This is a genomic window from Lysinibacillus sp. NPDC047702, from assembly GCF_050272555.1.
Lineage (GTDB): Bacteria > Bacillota > Bacilli > Bacillales_A > Planococcaceae > Lysinibacillus.
Genome location: NZ_JBNNMG010000004.1, coordinates 149,852 through 171,730, shown reverse-complemented (window position 1 = coordinate 171,730; position 21,879 = coordinate 149,852). Strand labels below are relative to the sequence as shown.

Annotated in this window: 21 protein-coding genes; 18 read left to right on the top strand and 3 right to left on the bottom strand. The window is 38.3% G+C overall.

From position 1 onward, the window contains the following. Nucleotides 1-42 precede the first annotated feature (42 nt). Nucleotides 43-879, bottom strand: a complete 837-nt coding sequence (locus tag ACQKIM_RS03940) for a MerR family transcriptional regulator (protein WP_427539352.1) — start codon at nucleotides 877-879, stop codon at nucleotides 43-45. A 16-nt stretch (nucleotides 880-895) separates the two neighbouring features. Beyond that, entirely contained in the window at nucleotides 896-1,063 is a 168-nt protein-coding gene (locus tag ACQKIM_RS03935; protein ID WP_427539349.1) for a DUF2197 domain-containing protein, read from the bottom strand. 237 nt (nucleotides 1,064-1,300) lie between these two features. Here ACQKIM_RS03935 and nusB point away from each other — a divergent pair, with 237 nt between their 5' ends. The 14 genes from nusB to ACQKIM_RS03865 all read left to right on the top strand — a co-directional run bounded on the left by nusB (nucleotide 1,301) and on the right by ACQKIM_RS03865 (nucleotide 16,396). Continuing rightward, entirely contained in the window at nucleotides 1,301-1,681 is a 381-nt protein-coding gene (nusB, locus tag ACQKIM_RS03930) for a transcription antitermination factor NusB (RefSeq protein WP_427539346.1), read from the top strand. 33 nt (nucleotides 1,682-1,714) lie between these two features. Beyond that, nucleotides 1,715-2,584, top strand: coding sequence for a bifunctional methylenetetrahydrofolate dehydrogenase/methenyltetrahydrofolate cyclohydrolase FolD (gene folD / locus ACQKIM_RS03925; RefSeq protein ID WP_427539343.1), 870 nt, complete (start codon nucleotides 1,715-1,717; stop codon nucleotides 2,582-2,584). A gap of 163 nt (nucleotides 2,585-2,747) precedes the next feature. Beyond that, nucleotides 2,748-3,563, top strand: coding sequence for an undecaprenyl-diphosphate phosphatase (locus tag ACQKIM_RS03920; RefSeq protein ID WP_427539340.1), 816 nt, complete (start codon nucleotides 2,748-2,750; stop codon nucleotides 3,561-3,563). Nucleotides 3,564-3,817: 254 nt separating this feature from the next. Next, the gene (gene xseA, locus ACQKIM_RS03915) at nucleotides 3,818-5,170 is read left to right on the top strand and encodes an exodeoxyribonuclease VII large subunit (RefSeq protein ID WP_427539337.1); all 1,353 of its coding nucleotides are present in this window, start codon (nucleotides 3,818-3,820) and stop codon (nucleotides 5,168-5,170) included. Between the two features lie 2 nt (nucleotides 5,171-5,172). Then, nucleotides 5,173-5,406 (top strand): exodeoxyribonuclease VII small subunit, encoded by a 234-nt coding sequence (xseB, locus tag ACQKIM_RS03910; protein ID WP_053597070.1) that lies wholly within the window; start codon nucleotides 5,173-5,175, stop codon nucleotides 5,404-5,406. 3 nt (nucleotides 5,407-5,409) lie between these two features. Next, nucleotides 5,410-6,291: a polyprenyl synthetase family protein gene (locus ACQKIM_RS03905; RefSeq protein ID WP_427539334.1), complete on the top strand. Its 882-nt coding sequence runs from the start codon at nucleotides 5,410-5,412 to the stop codon at nucleotides 6,289-6,291. Nucleotides 6,292-6,454: 163 nt separating this feature from the next. Then, nucleotides 6,455-8,356, top strand: coding sequence for a 1-deoxy-D-xylulose-5-phosphate synthase (dxs, locus tag ACQKIM_RS03900; protein WP_427539332.1), 1,902 nt, complete (start codon nucleotides 6,455-6,457; stop codon nucleotides 8,354-8,356). Beyond that, nucleotides 8,356-9,174 carry a TlyA family RNA methyltransferase gene (locus tag ACQKIM_RS03895; RefSeq protein WP_427539329.1) on the top strand — a complete coding sequence of 273 codons (819 nt, stop codon included), beginning with the start codon at nucleotides 8,356-8,358 and terminating at the stop codon, nucleotides 9,172-9,174. Before dxs ends, ACQKIM_RS03895 begins: the two co-directional genes overlap by 1 nt. Before the next feature lie 100 nt (nucleotides 9,175-9,274). Next, complete coding sequence (ahrC, locus tag ACQKIM_RS03890; RefSeq protein ID WP_427539326.1) at nucleotides 9,275-9,724, top strand: transcriptional regulator AhrC/ArgR; 450 nt, start codon at nucleotides 9,275-9,277, stop codon at nucleotides 9,722-9,724. A gap of 36 nt (nucleotides 9,725-9,760) precedes the next feature. Then, nucleotides 9,761-11,452 carry a DNA repair protein RecN gene (recN, locus tag ACQKIM_RS03885; RefSeq protein ID WP_427539323.1) on the top strand — a complete coding sequence of 564 codons (1,692 nt, stop codon included), beginning with the start codon at nucleotides 9,761-9,763 and terminating at the stop codon, nucleotides 11,450-11,452. Nucleotides 11,453-11,587: 135 nt separating this feature from the next. Then, on the top strand, nucleotides 11,588-12,535 hold the full coding sequence (locus ACQKIM_RS03880) for a SpoIVB peptidase S55 domain-containing protein (protein WP_427539320.1): 948 nt from the start codon (nucleotides 11,588-11,590) through the stop codon (nucleotides 12,533-12,535). A 340-nt stretch (nucleotides 12,536-12,875) separates the two neighbouring features. Then, a complete protein-coding gene (spo0A, locus tag ACQKIM_RS03875; RefSeq protein WP_427539318.1) occupies nucleotides 12,876-13,667 on the top strand; it encodes a sporulation transcription factor Spo0A in 792 nt (263 codons plus the stop codon). Nucleotides 13,668-14,103: 436 nt separating this feature from the next. Further along, nucleotides 14,104-15,675 (top strand): DUF342 domain-containing protein, encoded by a 1,572-nt coding sequence (locus ACQKIM_RS03870; RefSeq protein WP_427539315.1) that lies wholly within the window; start codon nucleotides 14,104-14,106, stop codon nucleotides 15,673-15,675. Further along, complete coding sequence (locus ACQKIM_RS03865) at nucleotides 15,668-16,396, top strand: glycerophosphodiester phosphodiesterase (RefSeq protein WP_427539312.1); 729 nt, start codon at nucleotides 15,668-15,670, stop codon at nucleotides 16,394-16,396. The genes ACQKIM_RS03870 and ACQKIM_RS03865 overlap by 8 nt, the downstream gene beginning before the upstream one ends. A gap of 47 nt (nucleotides 16,397-16,443) precedes the next feature. On the opposite strand, the gene ACQKIM_RS03860 is transcribed toward ACQKIM_RS03865, so the two are convergent. Next, nucleotides 16,444-16,680, bottom strand: coding sequence for a DUF2627 domain-containing protein (locus ACQKIM_RS03860; protein WP_283868557.1), 237 nt, complete (start codon nucleotides 16,678-16,680; stop codon nucleotides 16,444-16,446). 308 nt (nucleotides 16,681-16,988) lie between these two features. On the opposite strand from ACQKIM_RS03860, the gene ACQKIM_RS03855 reads away from it, so the two are divergent. The 4 genes from ACQKIM_RS03855 (at nucleotide 16,989) to ACQKIM_RS03840 (ending at nucleotide 21,767) form a co-directional block, all read left to right on the top strand. Beyond that, a complete protein-coding gene (locus ACQKIM_RS03855; RefSeq protein ID WP_427539308.1) occupies nucleotides 16,989-18,083 on the top strand; it encodes a Leu/Phe/Val dehydrogenase in 1,095 nt (364 codons plus the stop codon). 178 nt (nucleotides 18,084-18,261) lie between these two features. After that, the gene (lpdA, locus tag ACQKIM_RS03850; protein WP_427539305.1) at nucleotides 18,262-19,689 is read left to right on the top strand and encodes a dihydrolipoyl dehydrogenase; all 1,428 of its coding nucleotides are present in this window, start codon (nucleotides 18,262-18,264) and stop codon (nucleotides 19,687-19,689) included. A gap of 78 nt (nucleotides 19,690-19,767) precedes the next feature. Next, complete coding sequence (locus ACQKIM_RS03845; RefSeq protein WP_427539302.1) at nucleotides 19,768-20,784, top strand: thiamine pyrophosphate-dependent dehydrogenase E1 component subunit alpha; 1,017 nt, start codon at nucleotides 19,768-19,770, stop codon at nucleotides 20,782-20,784. After that, nucleotides 20,784-21,767, top strand: a complete 984-nt coding sequence (locus ACQKIM_RS03840; protein WP_427539299.1) for an alpha-ketoacid dehydrogenase subunit beta — start codon at nucleotides 20,784-20,786, stop codon at nucleotides 21,765-21,767. The genes ACQKIM_RS03845 and ACQKIM_RS03840 overlap by 1 nt, the downstream gene beginning before the upstream one ends. Nucleotides 21,768-21,879 lie beyond the last annotated feature (112 nt).

Below are 21,879 nucleotides of genomic sequence, written 5' to 3'. Positions count from 1 at the left end.
TATGCAGGGGCACACAATAAATTTCTAGATAGGGGAACACAATTAATATTTTTGTCTGACCTTTAATTCAACAATGAATTTCTTCTCATGCTCAAAGCTGAAGGTAGTAGGCATGTATAGCTCATAAACAGTTGATTCATAGGCTACTTGTTGTGCCTCTACATATGCTCTTAGTTTTTCATAAAATGAAAAGTAAGTATCAGGGTGATAGATAAAAGCAATACATACATACTTTCCTGCTGGCTTTATTGTTTGCTTAATATTAGGAGAGAGCTTAGAAAATGTGCGTTCCGTTAAGAGCGGTGTAAAGATAGCGTCATAAATAATAGTATGAACATCCGAATAGCATGCAAGCGGAAAAATACAACCATAGCGACTATTTAAGACACTTCCTTCACGTTCGATTATTTTCGTGAGTGTCGCATAGTACGTATTCGTGCTAGATGTAGGTGTAAGCTCAGTTGTCGTAACTTGTAGAATGGGCATTTCCTCTTCTACTTGAACATAAACCTCTCCAAAGATCGGAATATCAATTTGTTCTTGCATTTGTTTTTTTGTTTTCAGCAATGTGTACTTTACTTCATTTAAACGAGTGATTTTTTGCTCAATTCGCTGCTCCTGCTGTTCTAAAAAAACGAGCAATTCTTCCGAAGTTAAGCCAAGTGCCCTTTTTATATCTTCAAGCGAAATTCCGATGTATTTAAGTGACTTAATAATATCTAAGTAAAAAATTTGATTATCTTTATAATAACGATAATTAGTATGGGTATCGATATGAGCAGGTTTAAATAAATCAATTTGGTCATAGTAGCGCAAGGTCTGTACAGATAAGTTAGAGAGCTTGGCAACCTCACCAATTGTATAATAATGTTCTTTCATAAATGAATTGCCTCCACTAGTAAGAGCTAAAGAAGTTTCGAATGGCATCAAAGCGAATTTTATGTTTGCAATCCTCGCAATAAAATAAGCGGGATTTGCGTTCCTTTAAGTGTTTGTATTGTTCCTCACCTTCGTATAATTTGAATAACACTTTACAGCTTGTACACTTCACTTCATAATGCATGATTAACACCTCCGAAGATGAAATATAAGTGTCTTTATTATAACATTCTTACTAAATAAACAAGAAATACAGAATTTCATTTTCGACATGTATTTTACCGTTCGTTGAGATACTTAAAACAAGCAGAAAGTTGCTTGAAAAAGGTTTCAGATTATTGAAAACTTGCTGGAATTCGTGTTTCTCGTACAAATTTATGCTATTATAAACCTTAATGCCACTTAAGAAGGAGAGCTTTACATGAAACGACATGAGGCACGCGAAAAAGCGTTGCAAGTTTTGTTTCAGCTGGACAACACTGACGTAACAATCGAAGAAGCAATGGGACATATTAAAGGTCAGCCCACAAATGTTTTCTACGAAAAAATTGTTACTGGAACAGCTGAACATTTGGAGGAAATTGATGCTACTTTAGAGAAGCATCTTGAAAAGTGGTCACTTGCCCGTCTGCCCAAAATTGAGAGAACAGTTTTACGCCTAGCTGTATATGAGCTTTTATACATGCCTGAAACACCAAAAAGAGTAGTACTGAATGAAGCAATTGAGCTATGCAAAACATTTGGCGATGAAGGATCATCGAAATTTGTCAATGGCGTACTTTCTAAATTTACAGAACAATAAAATGTGTTGAATTGGAAGGAGTAACGAAGGTTTATGTCAAGTGCAATTATTAATGGTAAAGAAATTGGTCAAGCTATTCGTCAATCAGTAGCAGAGCGTGTAGCTAGCTTAAAAGAGCAAGGTACGACACCAGGCTTAGCGGTTGTTTTAGTGGGGGACAACCAAGCTTCGGCTACATATGTGAGAAATAAGCAAAAATCATGTGAAGAAATTGGTATGTTTTCAGAGCTGATAAAGCTACCTGAAGAAACGACACAGGAAGAATTATTGGCACAAATTGAACGCTTAAATACTCGTGAAGATATTCATGGTATTTTAGTACAATTACCACTTCCAAAACATATCGATGAGGATACTGTTATTGCCACAATTGCTGTGGATAAAGACGTTGATGGATTCTCTCCAGTAAGTGTTGGGAAAATGATGCTTGGCCAAGAAACATTTTTACCATGCACACCATTCGGGGTTATGAAGCTTCTTGAGTATTCAGGAATCGAAATTGCAGGGAAACACGCAGTCATCGTTGGACGCAGTCATATCGTTGGTAAACCGATGGGGCAACTACTGCTGCAAAAGGATGCAACGGTTACTTATACGCATTCAAAAACACCAGATTTACCTTCATTTACAAAGCAAGCAGATATTCTAATTGCTGCGGTTGGACGTGCCAACTTTATTACGAAGGAGCATGTAAAAGAAGGCGCTGTTGTGATTGATGTTGGCATTAATCGTGACCAAAATAACAAGCTTTGCGGGGATGTAAACTTTAATGAAGTTGATGGTATCGCATCACATATTACACCTGTACCAGGCGGTGTGGGACCAATGACCATTACAATGTTACTATTCAACACAGTACAAGCAGCTGAAAATAAGCTTGCAAATAAAGTTAAACTACAATAAGAATAACTTTTTAATTATTGAAAACCATCTCAAAATTTTTGAGATGGTTTTTTACTTATGCTGATAAGCCAAATATAAATTTATACTTATCTTTGAGAACTTTTGCCATGCTTTTACCGTCTAATATACTGTTTGAGGCATACATACTAAAAAGGAGGTTTTTATGGAAAACATAGATCTCATACTAATTATCAAGCATATTATTATTGGACTTGTACAAGGCTTCACGGAGCCAATACCAGTGTCGTCGAGTGGTCATGTCATGATTGCAAGTGAAATTCTTGGTTTAGGTGAGCAAGGTTTTACTTTTGCTATTTTAACGAATACCGCTTCATTGCTGGCCATTGTGTATATCTATCGTGAGGATATTGTCCGGCTCATTTCACACTTTTTCCTCTTTCTTAAAACCGGTGACAAGCGCTATAAGGCAGATTTTCGTTTTGCCATTTATATCGTAATTGGCACGATTCCAGCAGGTGTTTTAGGGGTTTTATTTAGTGATGTCATTGCGGACAATGTCAGTATGACAACGATTGCACTTATGCTGTTTGTAACAGGTATTGCCCTTTGGCTTATTCGCAATATGCGAGGTACAAAAAAGGATGTAGATTTGACTGTAAAAGATGCTGTCATTGTTGGTTTAGGTCAAGCTGTAGCACTCACACCAGGTATCAGTCGTTCAGGAGCAACGATTATATCTGCTATTGCTGTGGGGATGAAGCAGGATACAGCCCTACGCTTTTCCTTTATGCTTTATATCCCAATAAGCCTCGGTGGCGTTGTGCTTGGAATTACAGATTTTTTAGATGAACCTAATAAAGGTACATTAGCTATTCCGTATGCAGCGACATTTATCGCTACATTATTCATGACTTATTTTGCAATGCGTTGGTTTATGGGGATTATGAAAAGCGGCAAGCTTAGTTATTTTACTTATTATTGTTTTCTTGTAGGTACGCTCTTATTAATATTTTATTAATATAAAGCCTTCTAACAGTTATTTGTTGGGAGGCTTTGTATTGTGTTTTGTCAAACTTCTTCATAAAATCTATCATTTGTATAAGCTATCAATAGTTCGCCAATAAACAGTTATGCTATAGTAATTTTTTCAATAGGATGAAAGACAGTCATTTTTTCTAGTGAAACTGCATTTTGGCACGTCAAGGACATTAAAAAATGTTATGATAGTTGTAGTTTTGTGAAAAACTTGATTTTAGTAAAGGAGCCGAAAACATGTCATCTGCTTCTTATTTAACGGTAAAAGCATTAACAAAATATATTAAGCGAAAATTTGATGCCGATCCACATTTACGTGAGGTGTATGTCAAGGGAGAACTATCAAATGTTAAAATTCATCAATCTGGACATATCTATTTTACATTAAAGGATGATGGTGCACGAATTGCAGCTACAATGTTTAAAACGGCAGCTACTAAATTAGCGTTTGAACCCAAGGAAGGAATGCAAGTATTTATCCGTGGGGATGTAAACGTTTACGAGGGCTATGGAACCTATCAGCTATATGTACAGGAGATGCAGCCTGATGGGGTTGGTAGCTTGTTTGTTGCCTTTAACCAATTAAAAGAGCAATTACAAAAAGAAGGTCTTTTTAAACCAGAATGGAAGCAGTCTATTCCAAGATTTCCAGAGAGAATTGGTGTCTTAACATCTACAACGGGGGCAGCGATTCGAGATATTTGTACGACGTTAAAACGACGTTACCCACTTGCTGAAGTATTAATTTATCCAACGCTGGTTCAGGGGGGACAAGCTGCGCCAAATATCGTTCAAAATATTGAACAAGCCAATCTCGATGCTTATTGTGATGTTCTCATCGTTGGACGAGGTGGGGGATCAATAGAAGATTTATGGGCATTTAATGAGGAGATTGTGGCTCGTGCTATTTTTAGTAGCCGCATACCGATTATTAGTGCTGTTGGTCATGAAACAGATACGACAATTGCAGATTTTGTAGCAGATTTACGTGCACCTACACCAACCGCTGCTGCTGAAATGGCTGTACCAGATCAACAGGATTTATTTCAGCGTGTACTAACACAAAAATCGCAGCTTCATCAAATAGTGAGGGCGCAACTTATGGCTGAGCGACAACGTCTAAATAAGCTCCAACAGTCTTATCCTTTATCAATGCCAGAAAGACTATATCGTCCGTTTACTGAAAAACTAGCTCAGCTCGAATCAAACTTACAAAAAGCCATGCAGGTAGATTTGATGAAAAAAGGTGCGCAGCTTCAGCAACTACATAGTGCTATCGAGCAGCATTCACCAAAAAAGGCACTCACTTTCTATCAACGTGAGCTAGAAACACGAATTCAACAATTAACACGTGCCTCAGCACAATATGTGACGACGCAAAAACATCAATTTGAGGCAACCATTCGAACTTTAGAAGCATTGAATCCACTTGCAATTCTAACAAGGGGCTTTACAGTAGCTTATAAAGATCAACAAATGATTAAATCATCCGCTGAAGTCAAACAGCAGGATCAATTAACCCTGACCTTCCATGATGGAAAGGTTATCGCTGAAGTGACAAAAATTTTGCCAAAGAATGAGGGGGAATAGTTGTGGCAGAGAAACAACAGACTTTCGCGGAAGCAATGACAGCACTTGAAGAAATTGTCCGTCAGCTAGAGCAAGGTGATGTACCATTGGAAAACGCAATTGATTTATATAAGCAAGGAATGGAGCTATCGCAATTTTGCCATAGTAAACTGCAACATGCTGAGGAGCAGCTGATATCTATTGTCCAAGAGACAGGTGAAACGACTGCATTTGATCCATTAAAGGGAGAGAATTAAGAAATGAATGAGCAATTAAAGCATTTTATTGATAGCAATATACCGCAAGTTGAAGCTGAAATGTATGCACTTGTTGAAAAAATTGATGCACCAGCTGATTTAAAAGAATCAATGCTATATTCGCTAAAAGCTGGAGGAAAACGAATTCGTCCACTTTTCGTGTTAGCCGTTCTTGAGCTATTTAACAAGGATTTAAAGGATGGATTAACTGTAGGATCAGTTATTGAAATTATCCATACGTATTCATTAATCCATGATGATCTACCAAGCATGGATAATGATGATTTCCGTAGAGGGAAACCGACCAATCATAAAGTATATGGCGAAGCATTAGCTACACTTGCTGGGGATGCGCTAAATACGCTAGCATTTGGGATTTTAGCACGCATGAATGTATCTGCTGAAAAACGCATTGAATTGGTTAACCTATTAAGTATAGCCGCTGGCGCAGAAGGTATGGTTGGGGGTCAGGTACTTGATATGGAAGGAGAACAACGCCAGTTAAATTTAGCTGAGCTTGAGCATGTTCATATCAATAAAACAGGAGCCTTATTACGATTTAGCATTGAAGCAGGAGCGGTATTAGCTGATGCGTCTCCAGAGGATCGAGCTACATTAAAGGAATACGCACATCATATCGGTCTTGCATTCCAAATTCAAGACGATATTTTAGATATTGAGGGCACATCAGAGGAGCTGGGCAAAACAGCAGGTAAGGATGTAGCGAGTGATAAAAGCACATATCCAGCCCTATTATCATTGGATGGAGCAAAGGATAAGTTAGCTGAGCATTACCAATTTGCCATTCATGCACTTGATCAATTACAGGTCGATGTTGGTTTACTACGTGAGTTTGCAGCCTATATTGTTCATCGTAAAAACTAAAAGAAAAACAAGGCGGTAAGGCTGAGGAATATGCTAGAATAGTTGAGGACGTTTGACGATGTGCAAACAATAAGTGTTCGTACTTTTAGCATATTGATAACACTGTTATAATGGTGGAAACACAAATACGGTGAATATTTTATGGAAAAGGTGTGTGAGAAAGGTGGATTTAAATAAAATAACTAGTCCATCCTTTTTAAAAAACTTAGACAAGAAGGACCTTGAGCATCTTGCGCAAGAAATTCGTACCTTCTTAATTGAAAAGTGTTCTGTCACAGGTGGTCATATTGGACCGAACCTAGGCGTTGTGGAGCTAACAATCATGCTTCATAAAATGTTTGACAGTCCAAAGGATAAGTTTTTATGGGATGTTGGCCACCAAGCTTACGTGCATAAAATTTTGACAGGTCGTGCGAGTCAATTTGACACACTGCGTCAGTTCAAAGGGCTTTGTGGTTTTCCAAAGCTTGTGGAGAGTGAACATGATGAGTGGGAAACTGGTCACAGCTCGACATCTTTGTCAGCAGCTATGGGTATGGCTGCAGCACGTGATATTAAAAATGAGAAGAATTTCGTCGTACCTATTATTGGTGATGGTGCTTTAACAGGCGGTATGGCACTCGAGGCATTGAATCATATTGGTCATGCGAAAACAAATATGATTGTTATTTTAAACGATAATGAAATGTCCATTGCCCCAAACGTCGGCGCTTTACACAATGTACTTGGGCGTTTACGTACTGCAAGGGAATATTCAAAGGCGAAAGAAGAGCTTGAATCTCTTATCAACAAAATCCCGGTATTAGGCGGGAAGCTTGCTTCAACGGCTGAGCGCGTAAAGGATAGCTTAAAGTATTTAGTGGTGTCAGGTGTATTCTTTGAGGAGCTAGGCTTTAAATATCTGGGACCTATCGATGGACATGATTTCGATGCTCTTGAGATGACATTATCCTATGCTAAAAAAGTAAAAGGTCCAGTACTTGTTCATGTTATTACGAAAAAAGGAAAAGGCTATAAACCTGCTGAAGATGATACTATTGGCAATTGGCATGGGACAGGTCCGTACAAAATTGAAAACGGTGCCTTTGTGAAGTCAGAGTCGAAAGGACCAGCGTGGAGTAGTTTAATTGCTGAGACTGTTCGTAAAATTGCACATGAGGATAAACGAATTGTTACTATCACTCCTGCTATGCCTGTTGGTTCCAAACTACAAGGTATTCAAAAGGATTTTCCAAAGCGTTTCTTTGATGTAGGAATTGCTGAACAGCATGCAGCAACAATGGCGGCAGGTTTAGCGACACAGAAAATGAAACCATTTTTAGCGATTTACTCGACGTTCCTACAACGTGCCTATGATCAAGTCCTGCATGATATTGCACGCCCTAATCTAAATGTCTTTATAGGGATTGACCGTGCAGGTTTAGTTGGTGCAGATGGTGAAACACATCAAGGTGTATTTGATATCGCCTTCCTTCGCCATATACCAAATATGACAATTATGATGCCAAAGGATGAAAATGAAGGACAGCATATGGTGAAAACTGCCATAGATTATGATGGTGGTCCAATTGCCCTGCGTTATCCTCGAGGAAATGGGATTGGTGTTCCATTGGATGATGAGCTTATGACTTTACCTATAGGAAGCTGGGAAGTGTTGCGAGAGGGAAAAGATGCAACAATTTTAACATTTGGTACAACGATTCCAATGGCAATAGAAGCGGCTGACTTGCTAGCTCAGCAGGGAGTTGATATCGAAGTAGTAAATGCCCGCTTCATTAAACCGATGGATGAGGATATGCTACATCGCATTTTATCAAGCAAGAAGCCTATTTTAACGATTGAAGAAGCGGTATTACAAGGTGGCTTTGGCAGTGGCGTGCTTGAATTTGCCCATGACCATGGTTATTTAAATGCATTAATCGATCGTATGGGAATCCCTGACCAATTTATTGAGCATGGCAATGTAGATCAGCTACTTGCTGAGATTCACATGACAACTGAGGATACAGTGGCACGTATGCAAGTGTTACTTCAACAAAAACAGCAAGTAGGTTTGAATAAATAATGACAAAACAACCGAAAGAACGTGTAGATATTTTACTTGTAGAACGTGGGCTATGTGAAACCCGTGAAAAAGCAAAGCGTTCCATAATGGCAGGCCTAGTTTTTTCAAATGAAATCCGTATTGATAAGGCGGGGGAAAAAATAGCCGTTGATGCTCCATTACAAGTAAAAGGCTCTGATTTAAAATATGTTAGCCGTGGTGGCTTAAAACTTGAAAAGGCATTACAAATATTTGATATGTCTGTAGAGGGGAAGCTAATGCTTGATATTGGCTCCTCTACAGGAGGCTTTACAGACTGCGCATTACAAAATGGTGCAAGGCATTGCTACGCACTAGATGTGGGTTCCAACCAGCTAGCCTGGAAGATTCGCTCTGACGAACGTGTCACAGTGATGGAAAAAACAAATTTCCGTTATACGACAGCAGCAGATTTAACGGAGGGCTTGCCAGAATTTGCAACCATCGATGTTAGCTTTATTTCATTAGCGCTCATTCTTCCTGTCTTAAAAACCCTGTTGATGCCAGGAGGCGATGTGATGGCGCTCGTGAAGCCCCAGTTTGAAGCTGGGAAAGATAAGGTTGGTAAAAAGGGCATCGTCCGAGATAAAAAAGTTCATTTAGAGGTATTGGAAAAGACAGCTACAATGGCAACAGAGGTCGGCTTTGTTGTTAAGGATGCTTCGTTTTCTCCCATTACAGGGGGCGAAGGAAATATTGAATTTTTATTCCATTTAGTGAATCCTGTAGCGGATGAACAAATTCCTGCTTATACAACTTTTGATACACTGGTAGAAGAAGCGCATAACTCCCTAAAATAACACGTGCTCACTAGCTGAGCCGTGTTTTTTCTTGTACTTTTATGCTGAAAATGGTAGTGTGAATATACATATATATAATTATTTATAAGAGGTGACCGCTATGAATAAAGGACAAAGACATATACGGATTCGAGATATTATTGCCAATCATGAAATTGAAACACAAGATGATTTAGTCGATTTTTTAAAGGATGCAGGCTATAATGTGACGCAAGCAACGGTATCACGTGATATAAAGGAACTTCATCTTGTTAAAGTTCCATTACAGGATGGGCGCTATAAATATAGCTTGCCCGCTGACCAACGTTTCAATCCTATGCAAAAATTACATCGTGCACTTGCTGATGCATTTGTCAGCATTGATGGCGCATCGCACTTTTTAGTGATGAAGGCTCTTCCTGGTAATGCCAATGCTATTGCATCGCTGCTTGACCTTTTAGATTGGCCAGAAATATTAGGTACGATTTCTGGTGATGATACAATTTTAATTATTTGTCGTGATGAAAATGAGCGTGAAAATACAAAAAATCGCTTATTAGAAATGCTATAATTTAGCAGGGGAATTTGATACAGAGGTGACATTTTTGTGTTAAGAGAGCTTAGTATTCGAAACTTTGCCATTATTGAGGATTTGACAGTTAGCTTTTCAAATGGTTTAACTGTATTAACAGGAGAAACAGGTGCTGGAAAATCAATTATCATTGATGCAGTCCATTTACTTGCAGGCGGTAGAGGAAATTCCGAATTCATTCGTCATGGAGCAAGAAAAGCTGAATTAGGCGGTTTATTTCAAATCTCTAGTTCTTTGCATCCAGTTCATAAAAAGCTTGAAGAAGCAGGCATAGAGATTGAGGAAGATACCATTATTTTACGACGTGATTTACATGATACTGGTAAAAGTGTTTGTCGAGTAAACGGAAAACTGGTGCCAATATCTGTACTCCGTGATATTGGCGCTAGTCTAATCGATATTCATGGCCAACATGAAAATCAGGAATTAATGGACGAAAAACAGCATATTTATTTGCTGGATCACTTTGCAGAGGAACAACTTGCTCCGATTCAGGAATTATACAGTTCTCAGTATGAAGAATATCGTTCGCTAAAAAGGGAATTGGCATCTATTTCTATTGATGAGCAGTTAATGGCGCAGCGTATTGATTTATACCAGTTTCAAATGAAAGAGCTTGAGGATGCCAAATTAAGGCTAGGTGAAGAAGATGAGCTTCTCGATGAACGTCGCCGTTTGATGAATTTCAATAAGATTTTTGAGCGTTCTAATGAAGCCTATGAAGCGATTCAAGGTGATTCGAAAGGTCTTGATTGGATTGGCAATGCAATGGGTGCTTTAGAGGACGCTGCAAGAGTTGACGATCAGTTTAAAGAAGCCTCGGAAGCTGTGACCACAGCATTCTATGCATTGCAGGATGCTGCTCATCAGGTCAAAAATGTGTTAGATGAATTAGAATTTGACCCAGCACGATTAAATGAAGTGGAGCAACGTTTAGCCCTATTCCAAAATTTAAAGCGTAAATATGGCTCAACTATAGAAGAGATTTTAGCGTATTACGATAAAATTAAAACAGAGCTAAATGAGCTCTTAAATCGCGATGAAATTTTACAGGTTAAAGAGCGAAAAGTACTAGAAATGGAATCAGCGCTACAAGAACTGGCAGTACAATTATCTGCTATTCGAAAAAATGCTGCACATGATTTAAGTGAGGCCATAATGGCTGAACTACGTGAATTACATATGGAAAAAGCAAAATTTATTGTTAATTTTGATGAATTATCATTTTTTGATGCTAATGGTAAAGACCAAGTTATTTTTTATATTTCCACGAATGTTGGCGAGCCACCAAAATCATTACCTAAAATTGCATCTGGTGGAGAATTGTCACGTATGATGCTGGCTTTAAAGACTATTTTCTCATCCTCAAACGGCATCACCTCTATTATTTTTGATGAGGTAGATACTGGGGTAAGTGGTCGAGTTGCACAGGCAATTGCAGAAAAAATTGCTGCAATCTCTATTAATTCTCAGGTTTTATGTATTTCACATTTACCACAAGTTGCTGCGATGGCAGATCATCATTATTTTATCAAAAAAGAAGTGGAGCATGATCGAACATTTACATCATTGTTTGAAATTGATACAGAAGCTCGCATTGAAGAAGTAAGTCGCATGATGTCTGGTGCAGAAATTACTGACTTAACTTTACAGCATGCAACAGAGCTTTTAAAGATGGCGAATGCCCGAAAAAAACAGATGAAATAAAACAAATGAAATAACCTTTTATCCAGAAACATTTTCGATGTTTCTGGGTTTTTTCATTTTGCACAAATATTTACCGCTTATAAGAATGCCACAACAACACATAGTAAAAAGACAAAAATGAAAAGGAGGTGTCGTATGTATCGTCGTTGGCGTCAATTTGTCATTTTGCCTATGCTCATCGTTTTATTATTCATGCCAGTTCAGGTATTTGCCGCAAAAAAGCTAATTCCGATGGGCGAAGCAATTGGAATTCAACTTCAGCTATCTCATGTATTTGTAGCACATGATGTGCTATTAGCTTCCAATCAGTGGATGAAAGGAGGCGCTGTGATTGAAAAAATAAATGAAATACCTGTAAAAACGCTTGCAGATGCCAAACAGGCTGTTGCTCAGCAAGGGCAGCAGAAATGGACGATGAAAAGTGAAGGAAAAGAAGTAACCCTTGAGTTACAGGAGAAAGAAGCAACACATGTTATTTCCTTTTTAAAAGATGAAACAGATGGAGTAGGAACATTGACGTACATTGATCCAGAGACAAAAAATTACGGTGCATTAGGCCATCAAATTGTCGATTCAACATTACAAGAGGCCCCTGTTTTTCGAGCTGGTTCCATTTTTTTAGCTTCGATTCAACAAATTCGTAAAAGTATACCTGGCCAACCTGGCTATAAAATTTCCTCCATTGAAAAACATCAGGAACGACTAGGGAGCATCGATAAAAATACCGTTTATGGAATTTTTGGTCGTTGGGAAGACAGCTATCCACAAAGTTTGCCAAAAGCAATTGAAATTATGCATGAAAAAGATATAAAAACAGGAAAAGCTGAAATCTACACTGCGATAGAGGGCAGTAAGGTGGAAACTTTTTCAATTGAAATTATAAAGATCGAAAATGAGCGCCTTGAATTTATCATATCTGACGAAAAGCTCATTGAAAAAACAGGTGGTATTTTGCAGGGAATGAGTGGTAGCCCTATCATCCAAAACGGTCGTTTTGTAGGTGCTGTTACACATATGTTTGTGGAGGAACCGAAAAAGGGAGCAGCTATTACTGTATCGGAAATGTTACGAAAGTCATCATAAAATGGGGCTGCCTTTGGGTGGCTCCATTTTTTCATGTAAAATTGTTTTATTCATCAAGTAATTCTGTTCTTTTATGAAGGGATTAGCGATTGTAAAAAAAAACTGTAGTTTTATCTCAGTTTTTTCACTAAAATAAAGAAGATGAGCATTCGACATTTTGCAGGTATTTATCATAACTTGTCGATAAAAATAGAAAGTATCGGACTACATACTCATTTTTGGAAATAGAAAAGGTTTTTAAAACAAAAATGTCGAAAATTCCACAGTGTGCCAAAAATGGCATAAGGGGTAGGTTACGCTTTGAAGTGATTCAAAGCACAGTCCAGAAGGAGGAATTGAAATGACAAAGGTAAAGGTAGCGATTTCAGACGATAATCGTGAGTTATTAAAAACAATGGAGCAGTATTTTCAAGGGCATCCCGAAATAGAAATAATTGCAACTGCTTCAAATGGAAAAGTTTGCTTACAAATGCTTGAGGAATTTACACCAGATATTTTACTCCTAGATATAATAATGCCTCATCTTGATGGTTTAGCGGTTTTAGAATCCATGTATCAAAATGAAAGAATGTCATCTATCCAAGTTATTATGTTAACAGCATTTGGTCAGGAAGATGTCATGAAACAAGCAGTAGACTTAGGAGCCTCCTATTTCATGTTAAAACCATTTGAATTTGATCAATTGGTTCAAAAGATTTTACATTGTGCTGGACAAAAAGCAACACTTCCTAAAAAGACAAGTGTTTTACAACCTGCAGCGCCACAAAAATTAAATCAGCATCAATTAGATAGCACAATCACAGCCATCATTAAAGAAATTGGTGTTCCTGCACATATTAAAGGGTACTCTTATTTACGAGAAGCTATTCAAATGGTGTTTGAGGATATCGAGTTATTAGGTTCTGTGACGAAAATCCTGTACCCAGAAATCGCTAAAAAGTTCAATACAACTCCTTCACGAGTAGAGCGTGCTATTCGCCATGCCATTGAGGTAGCGTGGAATCGAGGTAATTATGAATCGATCTCGACGATGTTTGGCTATACCGTTCATCACTTAAAATCGAAGCCGACAAATAGTGAATTCATCGCCATGATTGCAGACAAGATTCGCATTGATATGATGGCGAGCTAAAACACTACAATCATATTTTAAAAGGAGAATGACCTGTAGCCATTATTTATAAAAATTATATATTCAAAGCGCCTATATAAGCAGTCTTTAAACTGTTTATGAGGCGTATTTTTTTATTTAGTTAGGAAGACCTAAGGCATTTTTGTGAAATTTATGACAAAAACAGCATCTATACGATAAATTAATTAAAAATTTAGTGAATAGCATGATTATTTACGGTTGTTTTATACAATTATGATAAGTGAATAGCATATAGTGAGTAAAATATTTCCTTTTAGTAGTAAATAACGGCTAAAACTAATAGAAAAAATATAAAATACGGTAGAATGACTTACTGATAAAGTAGGGGTATTTTCTTTCTGAGTAGTGACAATTGTCTCTAAACAAATGTAAATAGATTGTATATACTTACAGATAGAGGGAAGGAGGAGGTAGCTTGATTCTAGTTCGGAATGATAACTTCGAAATATCAGAAGAAAATGGAAAAGTATATATGATAACTTTCAGTGCTGGTTTTCCTTTAAAAGAATTTGATAGTATTTTACGCAGTCATCCCCGCCTAAAGTTGTCTAATTTTTCAATATTAAAAAATGTATTATCGACCGAAAGTATAAATCCTGTTGAAATCGGACGTTGGCTTCCGAATGTGGAAGCTGAAATTGCACGAGATAAAATGTCTGCCTCTATATTTATCTACGAAACACATGATTATATTCAAAAAAATAAAGAAAAATTATCAAATCAAATTCTAGAAACACTTGAAGATGAAGGAATTGTAAATGGAATTTTGGATTTTGATATTTCGAAAATTGAACCAGGAAAAGCATTTTTAATTGCTCAAGGAACGCCGCCTGTAGCAGGAACTGATGCACAAATTACATACTTACCTAAACCAGAGAGAAAGCCAGTAATTCGCGAAGATGGAAAAGCTGATTATTACGATATGAACTTTATCTCTGAAATTTCTGAAGGGTCATGGCTTGGCGAAAAAATACCTGCAACTTTAGGTAAAGCAGGGAAAAATGTGCTAGGCAATACGATTGCTGCTGCACCAGGTCGCGATTTCCCCATTAAATACGATAAAAAATCAGCCTATGAAGTGGAGGAGAATGGTAAAATTGTTATCCGCTCCAAAATTGCTGGTGTATTAGATGATGTCAAGGGCATGATTGGTGTTAATAGACATTTGCCTATTCATGGAGACGTTGGTGTTGAAACTGGAAATCTTGAATTTAATGGCTCATTAAGCATAAAAGGAACGGTGACTTCAGGCTATACGGTTATTGCTACTGGAGATATTTCTATTGAAGGTGCCGAAGGTGTAAGTGGTGCCAAGCTTATAAAATCCATCGAAGGTGATGTCTATATTCGCGGTGGCATTTTTGGTCTTGGTTCAACTTTAGTGGAGGCAGGTGGCAATATTTTCGTCAAGCACGTTAATGAAGCAAATTTATTCGCAGCTGATAGCATTCATATAGGCTTTTATTCATTAGGATCACAGCTTACGGCACATTCTATTTTTGTGGACGAACGAAAAGGTAAGATTATTGGGGGCCGAGCAGTGGCTAAAAATACAATTGTCACGGCTATATCTGGAAACCGTTTAGAACGTCGAACAGATTTAATTATTGAAAGTGTCAATAAAAGAGAAAGCTATACTCTTATGCAAGAGAAGGCAACACACTTAAAACAATTGCAATCAGATATTTCAATACAAGAGGGAAAAATTAAAAACTTATTACCAATTCTTAATCAAATGACTAAGGAGCAAGTAGCTACGTTTGAGGAAACGAAACAGATCTTAACGAAATTGAAGGCCGAGGCGGTGACAATTGACCGTGAGGTGAAACTAATGATGGATGAAATGCGCCATGCGGGTAAAGAGGAAATTACTGTGACAAAAGAAGCGCATCCAGGCACATATATTCAGATTGGCAAAAAATCATCCCTATTAAGTAAAATGACCAATGGTAAATTTATTCTTGAATTTGGAGAGTTAAATGTCTAGCCCATCGTCCATTCCTGTGTTTGCACATCGAGGAGCGTCAGCTTATGCACTTGAAAATAGCTTCAGGGCTTTTGAGAAGGCATTGGAGCTGGGTGCAGATGGCATTGAATTGGATATCCAATTATCAAATGAAGGAATTCCGGTTGTCTATCATGATCCACAGTTATCGAGATTAGCTGGCATCAATAAACTTGTGAATGAATGTACAGTAGAAGAGCTTCTTAGTTTTAAACTTGGGAAGCCCTGGAGACGTTTTTTTTCTTCGTACAAAATTCCAACATTCGATGCCGTTTTAGCATGGGCAAATTCCCAGCAGCTACCCCTTAATATTGAATTAAAATCAACCATTCTTGATAATAAACATGCACTTATTCAAATGCTTCATGGACTTATTTTGCCTGATGGCAGTCATTTTTCATCGTTTCACTATGAGCTACTAGAAATTGTGAAACATTATAGATCTGATTTTGAAACAGCACTTATTGCAACCAAAAAATTAAAATGGGATTTGCTCAGTGATTATAAAGCAATTGACAGCATGCATATGCATAAAAGGTATTATAAACCAAGATATCTAGAGGCATGTGTTGCAAGTAATAAAGCATGTCGGTTTTATGCGATTGATGGTAATGAGGCTTTTTTGACAAACCCTCATCCTTCGGTAATTGGTTGGATTACTGATTATCCTGATAAAGTAATCGCGAAACAGTACCGTCAATAAAAATAGCTATCCAGTAAGTCGAATATGACTTAGATGGATAGCTATTTTTATTTTTTTTGAAAGCGCGGAGCCACTTTTCCATTTTTTCGATCGCGGTGGAGTAAAAAGCCTGCGAAAAAGCCAAATCCTATTACAAAGAGAATGACGCCCACAACGAACTGTAACCATAAAAACGGGAAAGGTGCAATAAGTTTACCAAATAATGTATCACGCATGAATTTAATGCCACCTGCAGCCATAAGACCTGGAATAAGCATTACAATAAATGCAGCTAAACGAGCCATGCATGTCCCTCCTTATTCCTAAGTTTAATTGTACCTGTGGTTAATGGAATGTCAAGAAACGTTATTTCACTATGTGACTGCTGAAGCCATGAGCACGTAGAACATAAGCTAGAAACTGTAACAGAATGTTTAGAAAATTCTTACTTAATCAAGAATATGTAATAATAGTTGCGAAATTGTGAAATTGTCAGTATTGTAAAATTAAATGGAGCATTATTATCCATTACTAAACAATTTTTATTGTTATTTAAAACTTGATTGGATGGGCATTTGGGGATGCACTTTCCAAAGCAAAGGGGCGAGTTTTCATGGAAATCTTCAAGTATATGGAAAAGTATGATTATGAACAATTGGTATTTTGCCAAGATGAAGCATCAGGGTTAAAAGCGATTATCGCAATCCATGACACAACACTTGGACCAGCACTAGGCGGGGCACGTATGTGGACATATGCATCAGAAGAAAATGCGATTGAGGATGCATTGCGTTTAGCACGCGGCATGACCTATAAAAATGCAGCTGCTGGTTTAAACCTTGGCGGTGGAAAAACGGTCATTATCGGTGACCCATTTAAAGATAAAAATGAGGAAATGTTCAGAGCTCTAGGACGTTTCATCCAAGGTCTTAATGGCCGCTATATTACAGCAGAGGATGTTGGTACAACAGTAACAGATATGGATTTAATCCATGAAGAAACAAATTATGTAACTGGTATTTCTCCAGCCTTTGGTTCATCAGGTAATCCATCTCCAGTAACTGCGTATGGTGTTTATCGTGGTATGAAGGCATCAGCAAAAGAAGCATTTGGATCTGATTCACTAGAGGGACGTACAATTTCTGTACAAGGGCTAGGAAATGTTGCTTACAAGCTTTGCGAGTATTTACATAATGAGGGTGCAAAACTTGTTGTGACAGATATTAATCAAGCAGCAATTGATCGAGTTGTTCATGATTTTGGCGCAACTGCTGTGGCACCAGATGACATCTATTCACAGGAAGTGGATATTTTCTCACCATGTGCACTAGGAGCAATTTTAAATGATGAGACGATTCCACAATTAAAGGCAAAGGTTGTTGCTGGTTCAGCTAATAACCAATTACAAGATTCTCGCCATGGTGATCTTTTACATGAACTAGGAATTGTTTATGCGCCTGATTATGTTATTAATGCAGGTGGGGTTATCAACGTTGCTGATGAGTTATATGGCTATAACCGCGAGCGTGCGATGAAGCGCGTTGATGGTATTTATGACAGTATTGAAAAAATCTTTGCCATTTCTAAACGTGATGGCATTCCTACGTATGTAGCGGCTAATCGTTTAGCAGAAGAGCGAATTGCACGAGTATCTAAATCACGTAGTCAATTTTTAAAAAATGAAAAAAACATTTTACACGGTCGGTAAAAATCGCTTAATCATTAGAGAAGTCGCATTGTCGACTTCTTCTAACTTTAAATAGAAATTTAGTAGCTTAACTAGAATTAAGCTAAAGCTCTATAAAGGGATGAAATAGATTTCCTTATAGTATCCAATGTGATTAAAGGATAGGGCTTTAGCACTTTTCTCATAAGGGGGAATCAATATGGCTCAAAATTATGATGTTGTCATTTTAGGCGGGGGTACAGGAGGCTATGTTGCAGCAATTCGTGCGGCACAGTTAGGTTTGAAAACAGCCATTGTTGAACGTGAACGACTTGGTGGTACTTGCTTGCATAAAGGCTGTATACCGAGTAAAGCCTTACTTCGAAGTGCTGAAGTGTATCGTATGGCCAATAAAACGGCTGCTGAATTTGGTGTAGATATAGAAGGAGTTACACTACAGTTTGACAAAGTGCAGGCTAGAAAACAAGCGATTGTTGAGCAATTGAGCCAGGGTGTGAATACACTGATGAAAAAAGGTAAAATAGATGTTTATCAGGGAACAGGTAGAATTTTAGGTCCTTCCATCTTTTCGCCAATGCCAGGTACTATTTCTGTTGAAATGAGTAATGGCGAGGAGAATGAAATGCTTGTGCCAACGAATGTTGTAATTGCAACAGGTTCGAAGCCAAGAGAAATGGCTGGACTATCAATTGATGGAAAATTTGTAATGAACTCAGACCATGCATTACAAATGGAAGAACTACCAAAGTCTTTGCTAATCGTTGGTGGTGGCGTTATTGGTATCGAATGGGCATCCATGCTTTGTGATTTTGGGGTATACGTAACGGTCATTGAATACGGGTCATCGATTTTGCCAGCAGAAGATGCAGACATTGTCAAAGAAGTGACGAAGCAGCTCGAAAAAAGAGGTGTTCGTATTGTGACAAATGCTCGTTTAGATACGGGAACATTCAAAATTGAAAATGATAACGTTTTCATTTCTGCGAAAGTTAATGATCAGGATGAATTATTTGAGGCTGATAAATTATTGCTATGCGTAGGGCGTGAAGCGAATACACGAGATATCGGCTTAGAAAATACAGAAATTGAAATTGAGAATGGGTTTATTAAAGTCAATGATTCGTATCAAACAAAGGAATCACATATGTATGCCATAGGGGATGTGATTGGCGGTCTGCAATTAGCACATGTAGCTTCACACGAAGGGTTATGTGCCATTGAACATATTGCCACAGGTAAAACAGAGGCACTAGATGTACTAAAGGTGCCAAAATGTGTTTACTCTTTTCCAGAGGTTGCAAGCATTGGCTTAACAGAAAGTGCTGCTAAGGAGCAGGGCTTTACCTTAAAAGTAGGAAAGTTTCCATTCAAGGCGATTGGTAAAGCGCTTGTAAATGGGGAGACAGACGGCTTTGTAAAAATTGTAGCAGATGAAGAAACAAATGATATTTTGGGTATTCATATGGTAGGGCCGCATGTAACGGATTTAATTGGTGAAGCGTCACTTGCTAAATTACTTGATGCAACACCATGGGAAGTTAGTCAGGCTATTCACCCACATCCGTCTCTTAATGAGGTGCTAGTAGAATCAGCATTAGCTGTTGATAATCGTGCCATTCACTTTTAAAATTTATCATTTCATAGCTAAAGTGTAGGACGATTATTTACTTTAGTTATTTTTTTACAATACGAAAGGGGTGTTCGTATGCAAGATGTTCAAATCAAGCATGAGGATTTAGGTTTATCAAATGAAGATGTACTTGCAATATTCGAAACGATGTTAATGGCAAGAAGATTAGATGAGCGTATGTGGTTATTAAACCGCTCAGGAAAAATTCCTTTTGTTATTTCTTGTCAGGGACAAGAGGCAGCACAAGTGGGAGCGGCCTTTGCACTCGATAAAGAGAAGGATTATATTGCACCATATTATCGTGATATGGGTGTTGTTCTACATTTCGGTATGACACCAAGAGAGTTAATGTTATCTGCATTTGCAAAAGCGGAAGATCCAAACTCTGGTGGTCGTCAGATGCCTGGTCATTTTGGTCAAAAGAAAAATCGTATTTTAACAGGATCATCCCCTGTTACAACGCAGGTTCCACATGCAGTGGGCGTTGCGCTTGCGGGACGTCTGCAAAAAGAAGATTTTGTTTCTTTCGTTACACTTGGGGAAGGTTCTTCTAACCAAGGGGATTTCCATGAAGGAGCGAATTTCGCAGGTGTTCATAAGCTTCCAGTTATTATAATGGTAGAAAATAATCAATATGCAATTTCTGTTCCAGTTGAACGTCAGTTAGGCTGTGCAAAAGTATCAGATCGTGGTATTGGCTACGGTATGCCAGGTGTTACGGTTGATGGCAAATGTCCATTACAAGTCTATAAAGTGGTGAAAGAGGCAGCTGACCGTGCGCGTAATGGTGGTGGTCCAAGTTTAATAGAAACAGTGACATACCGTTTAACAGCTCACTCTTCCGATGATGATGATCGTCAATATCGTACCGCTGAAGATATAGCGGAAGGGAAGGCAAAGGATCCTATTTTACTATTTGAAAAGTACCTCATGGATACGGGTGTAATGTCAGAGAAGCAGCGTTCAGAAATCGAGGAACGCATCATGTCTGAAGTAAATGAGGCTACGGATTATGCAGAAGCGGCTCCATATGCACAACCAGAGCATGCCATGAAATATGTTTATGCACCAGTGGACGGAGGTGACGTGTAATGGCAGTGATGTCTTATATTGATGCGATTACATTAGCGATGAAAGAAGAAATGGAACGTGATGAGCGTGTTTTCATTTTAGGAGAGGATGTTGGTCGTAAGGGCGGTGTATTTAAAGCAACTACTGGTTTGTACGATCAATTTGGTGAATATCGTGTACTTGATACGCCCCTTGCAGAAAGTGCTATAGCCGGAGTTGGTATTGGAGCGGCGATGTACGGTATGCGTCCAATTGCCGAAATGCAATTCGCTGATTTCATTATGCCTGCTGTGAACCAAATCGTTTCTGAGGCAGCAAAAATCCGTTATCGTTCAAATAATGACTGGTCTTGTCCAATGGTAATACGTGCCCCATTTGGCGGAGGTATACATGGAGCACTCTATCATTCACAATCGGTAGAGGCACTTTTCGCAGGAACGCCAGGATTGAAAATTGTTATTCCGTCAACACCATATGATGCTAAAGGTCTATTGAAAGCAGCTATCCGTGATGAAGATCCTGTGTTGTTTTTTGAGCATAAACGTGCGTATCGCCTGATTAAAGGGGAAGTACCTACGGATGATTACACATTACCGATTGGTAAAGCAGATGTTAAGCGTGAGGGAGATGACGTTACAGTCATTACGTATGGTTTAGCTGTACATTTTGCATTACAAGCTGCAGAGCGACTAGCAGCAGACGGTATTTCGGCACATATTCTAGATCTTCGTACTGTCTATCCACTAGATAAGGAAGCAATTATTGAGGCAGCAAGTAAAACAGGAAAAGTATTACTGGTAACAGAGGATAATAAAGAAGGTAGTATCATGAGCGAGGTGGCAGCTATCATAGCTGAGCATTGTTTATTTGATCTTGATGCACCGATTCAACGCCTTGCAGGACCAGATGTTCCGGCAATGCCCTATGCCCCAACAATGGAAAAGTATTTTATGATAAATCCTGATAAAGTAGAGCGGGCGATGCGTGAACTAGCTGCCTTCTAAATAGAAGGGACTTCTTCACAAAATTGAAAAGTATTTAGTGAAAATCTTTGATCAATGAGTGCTGCAAATGCTTATTGTAAAAGGAGAAACCTCAATCGAATAGTCCATTATG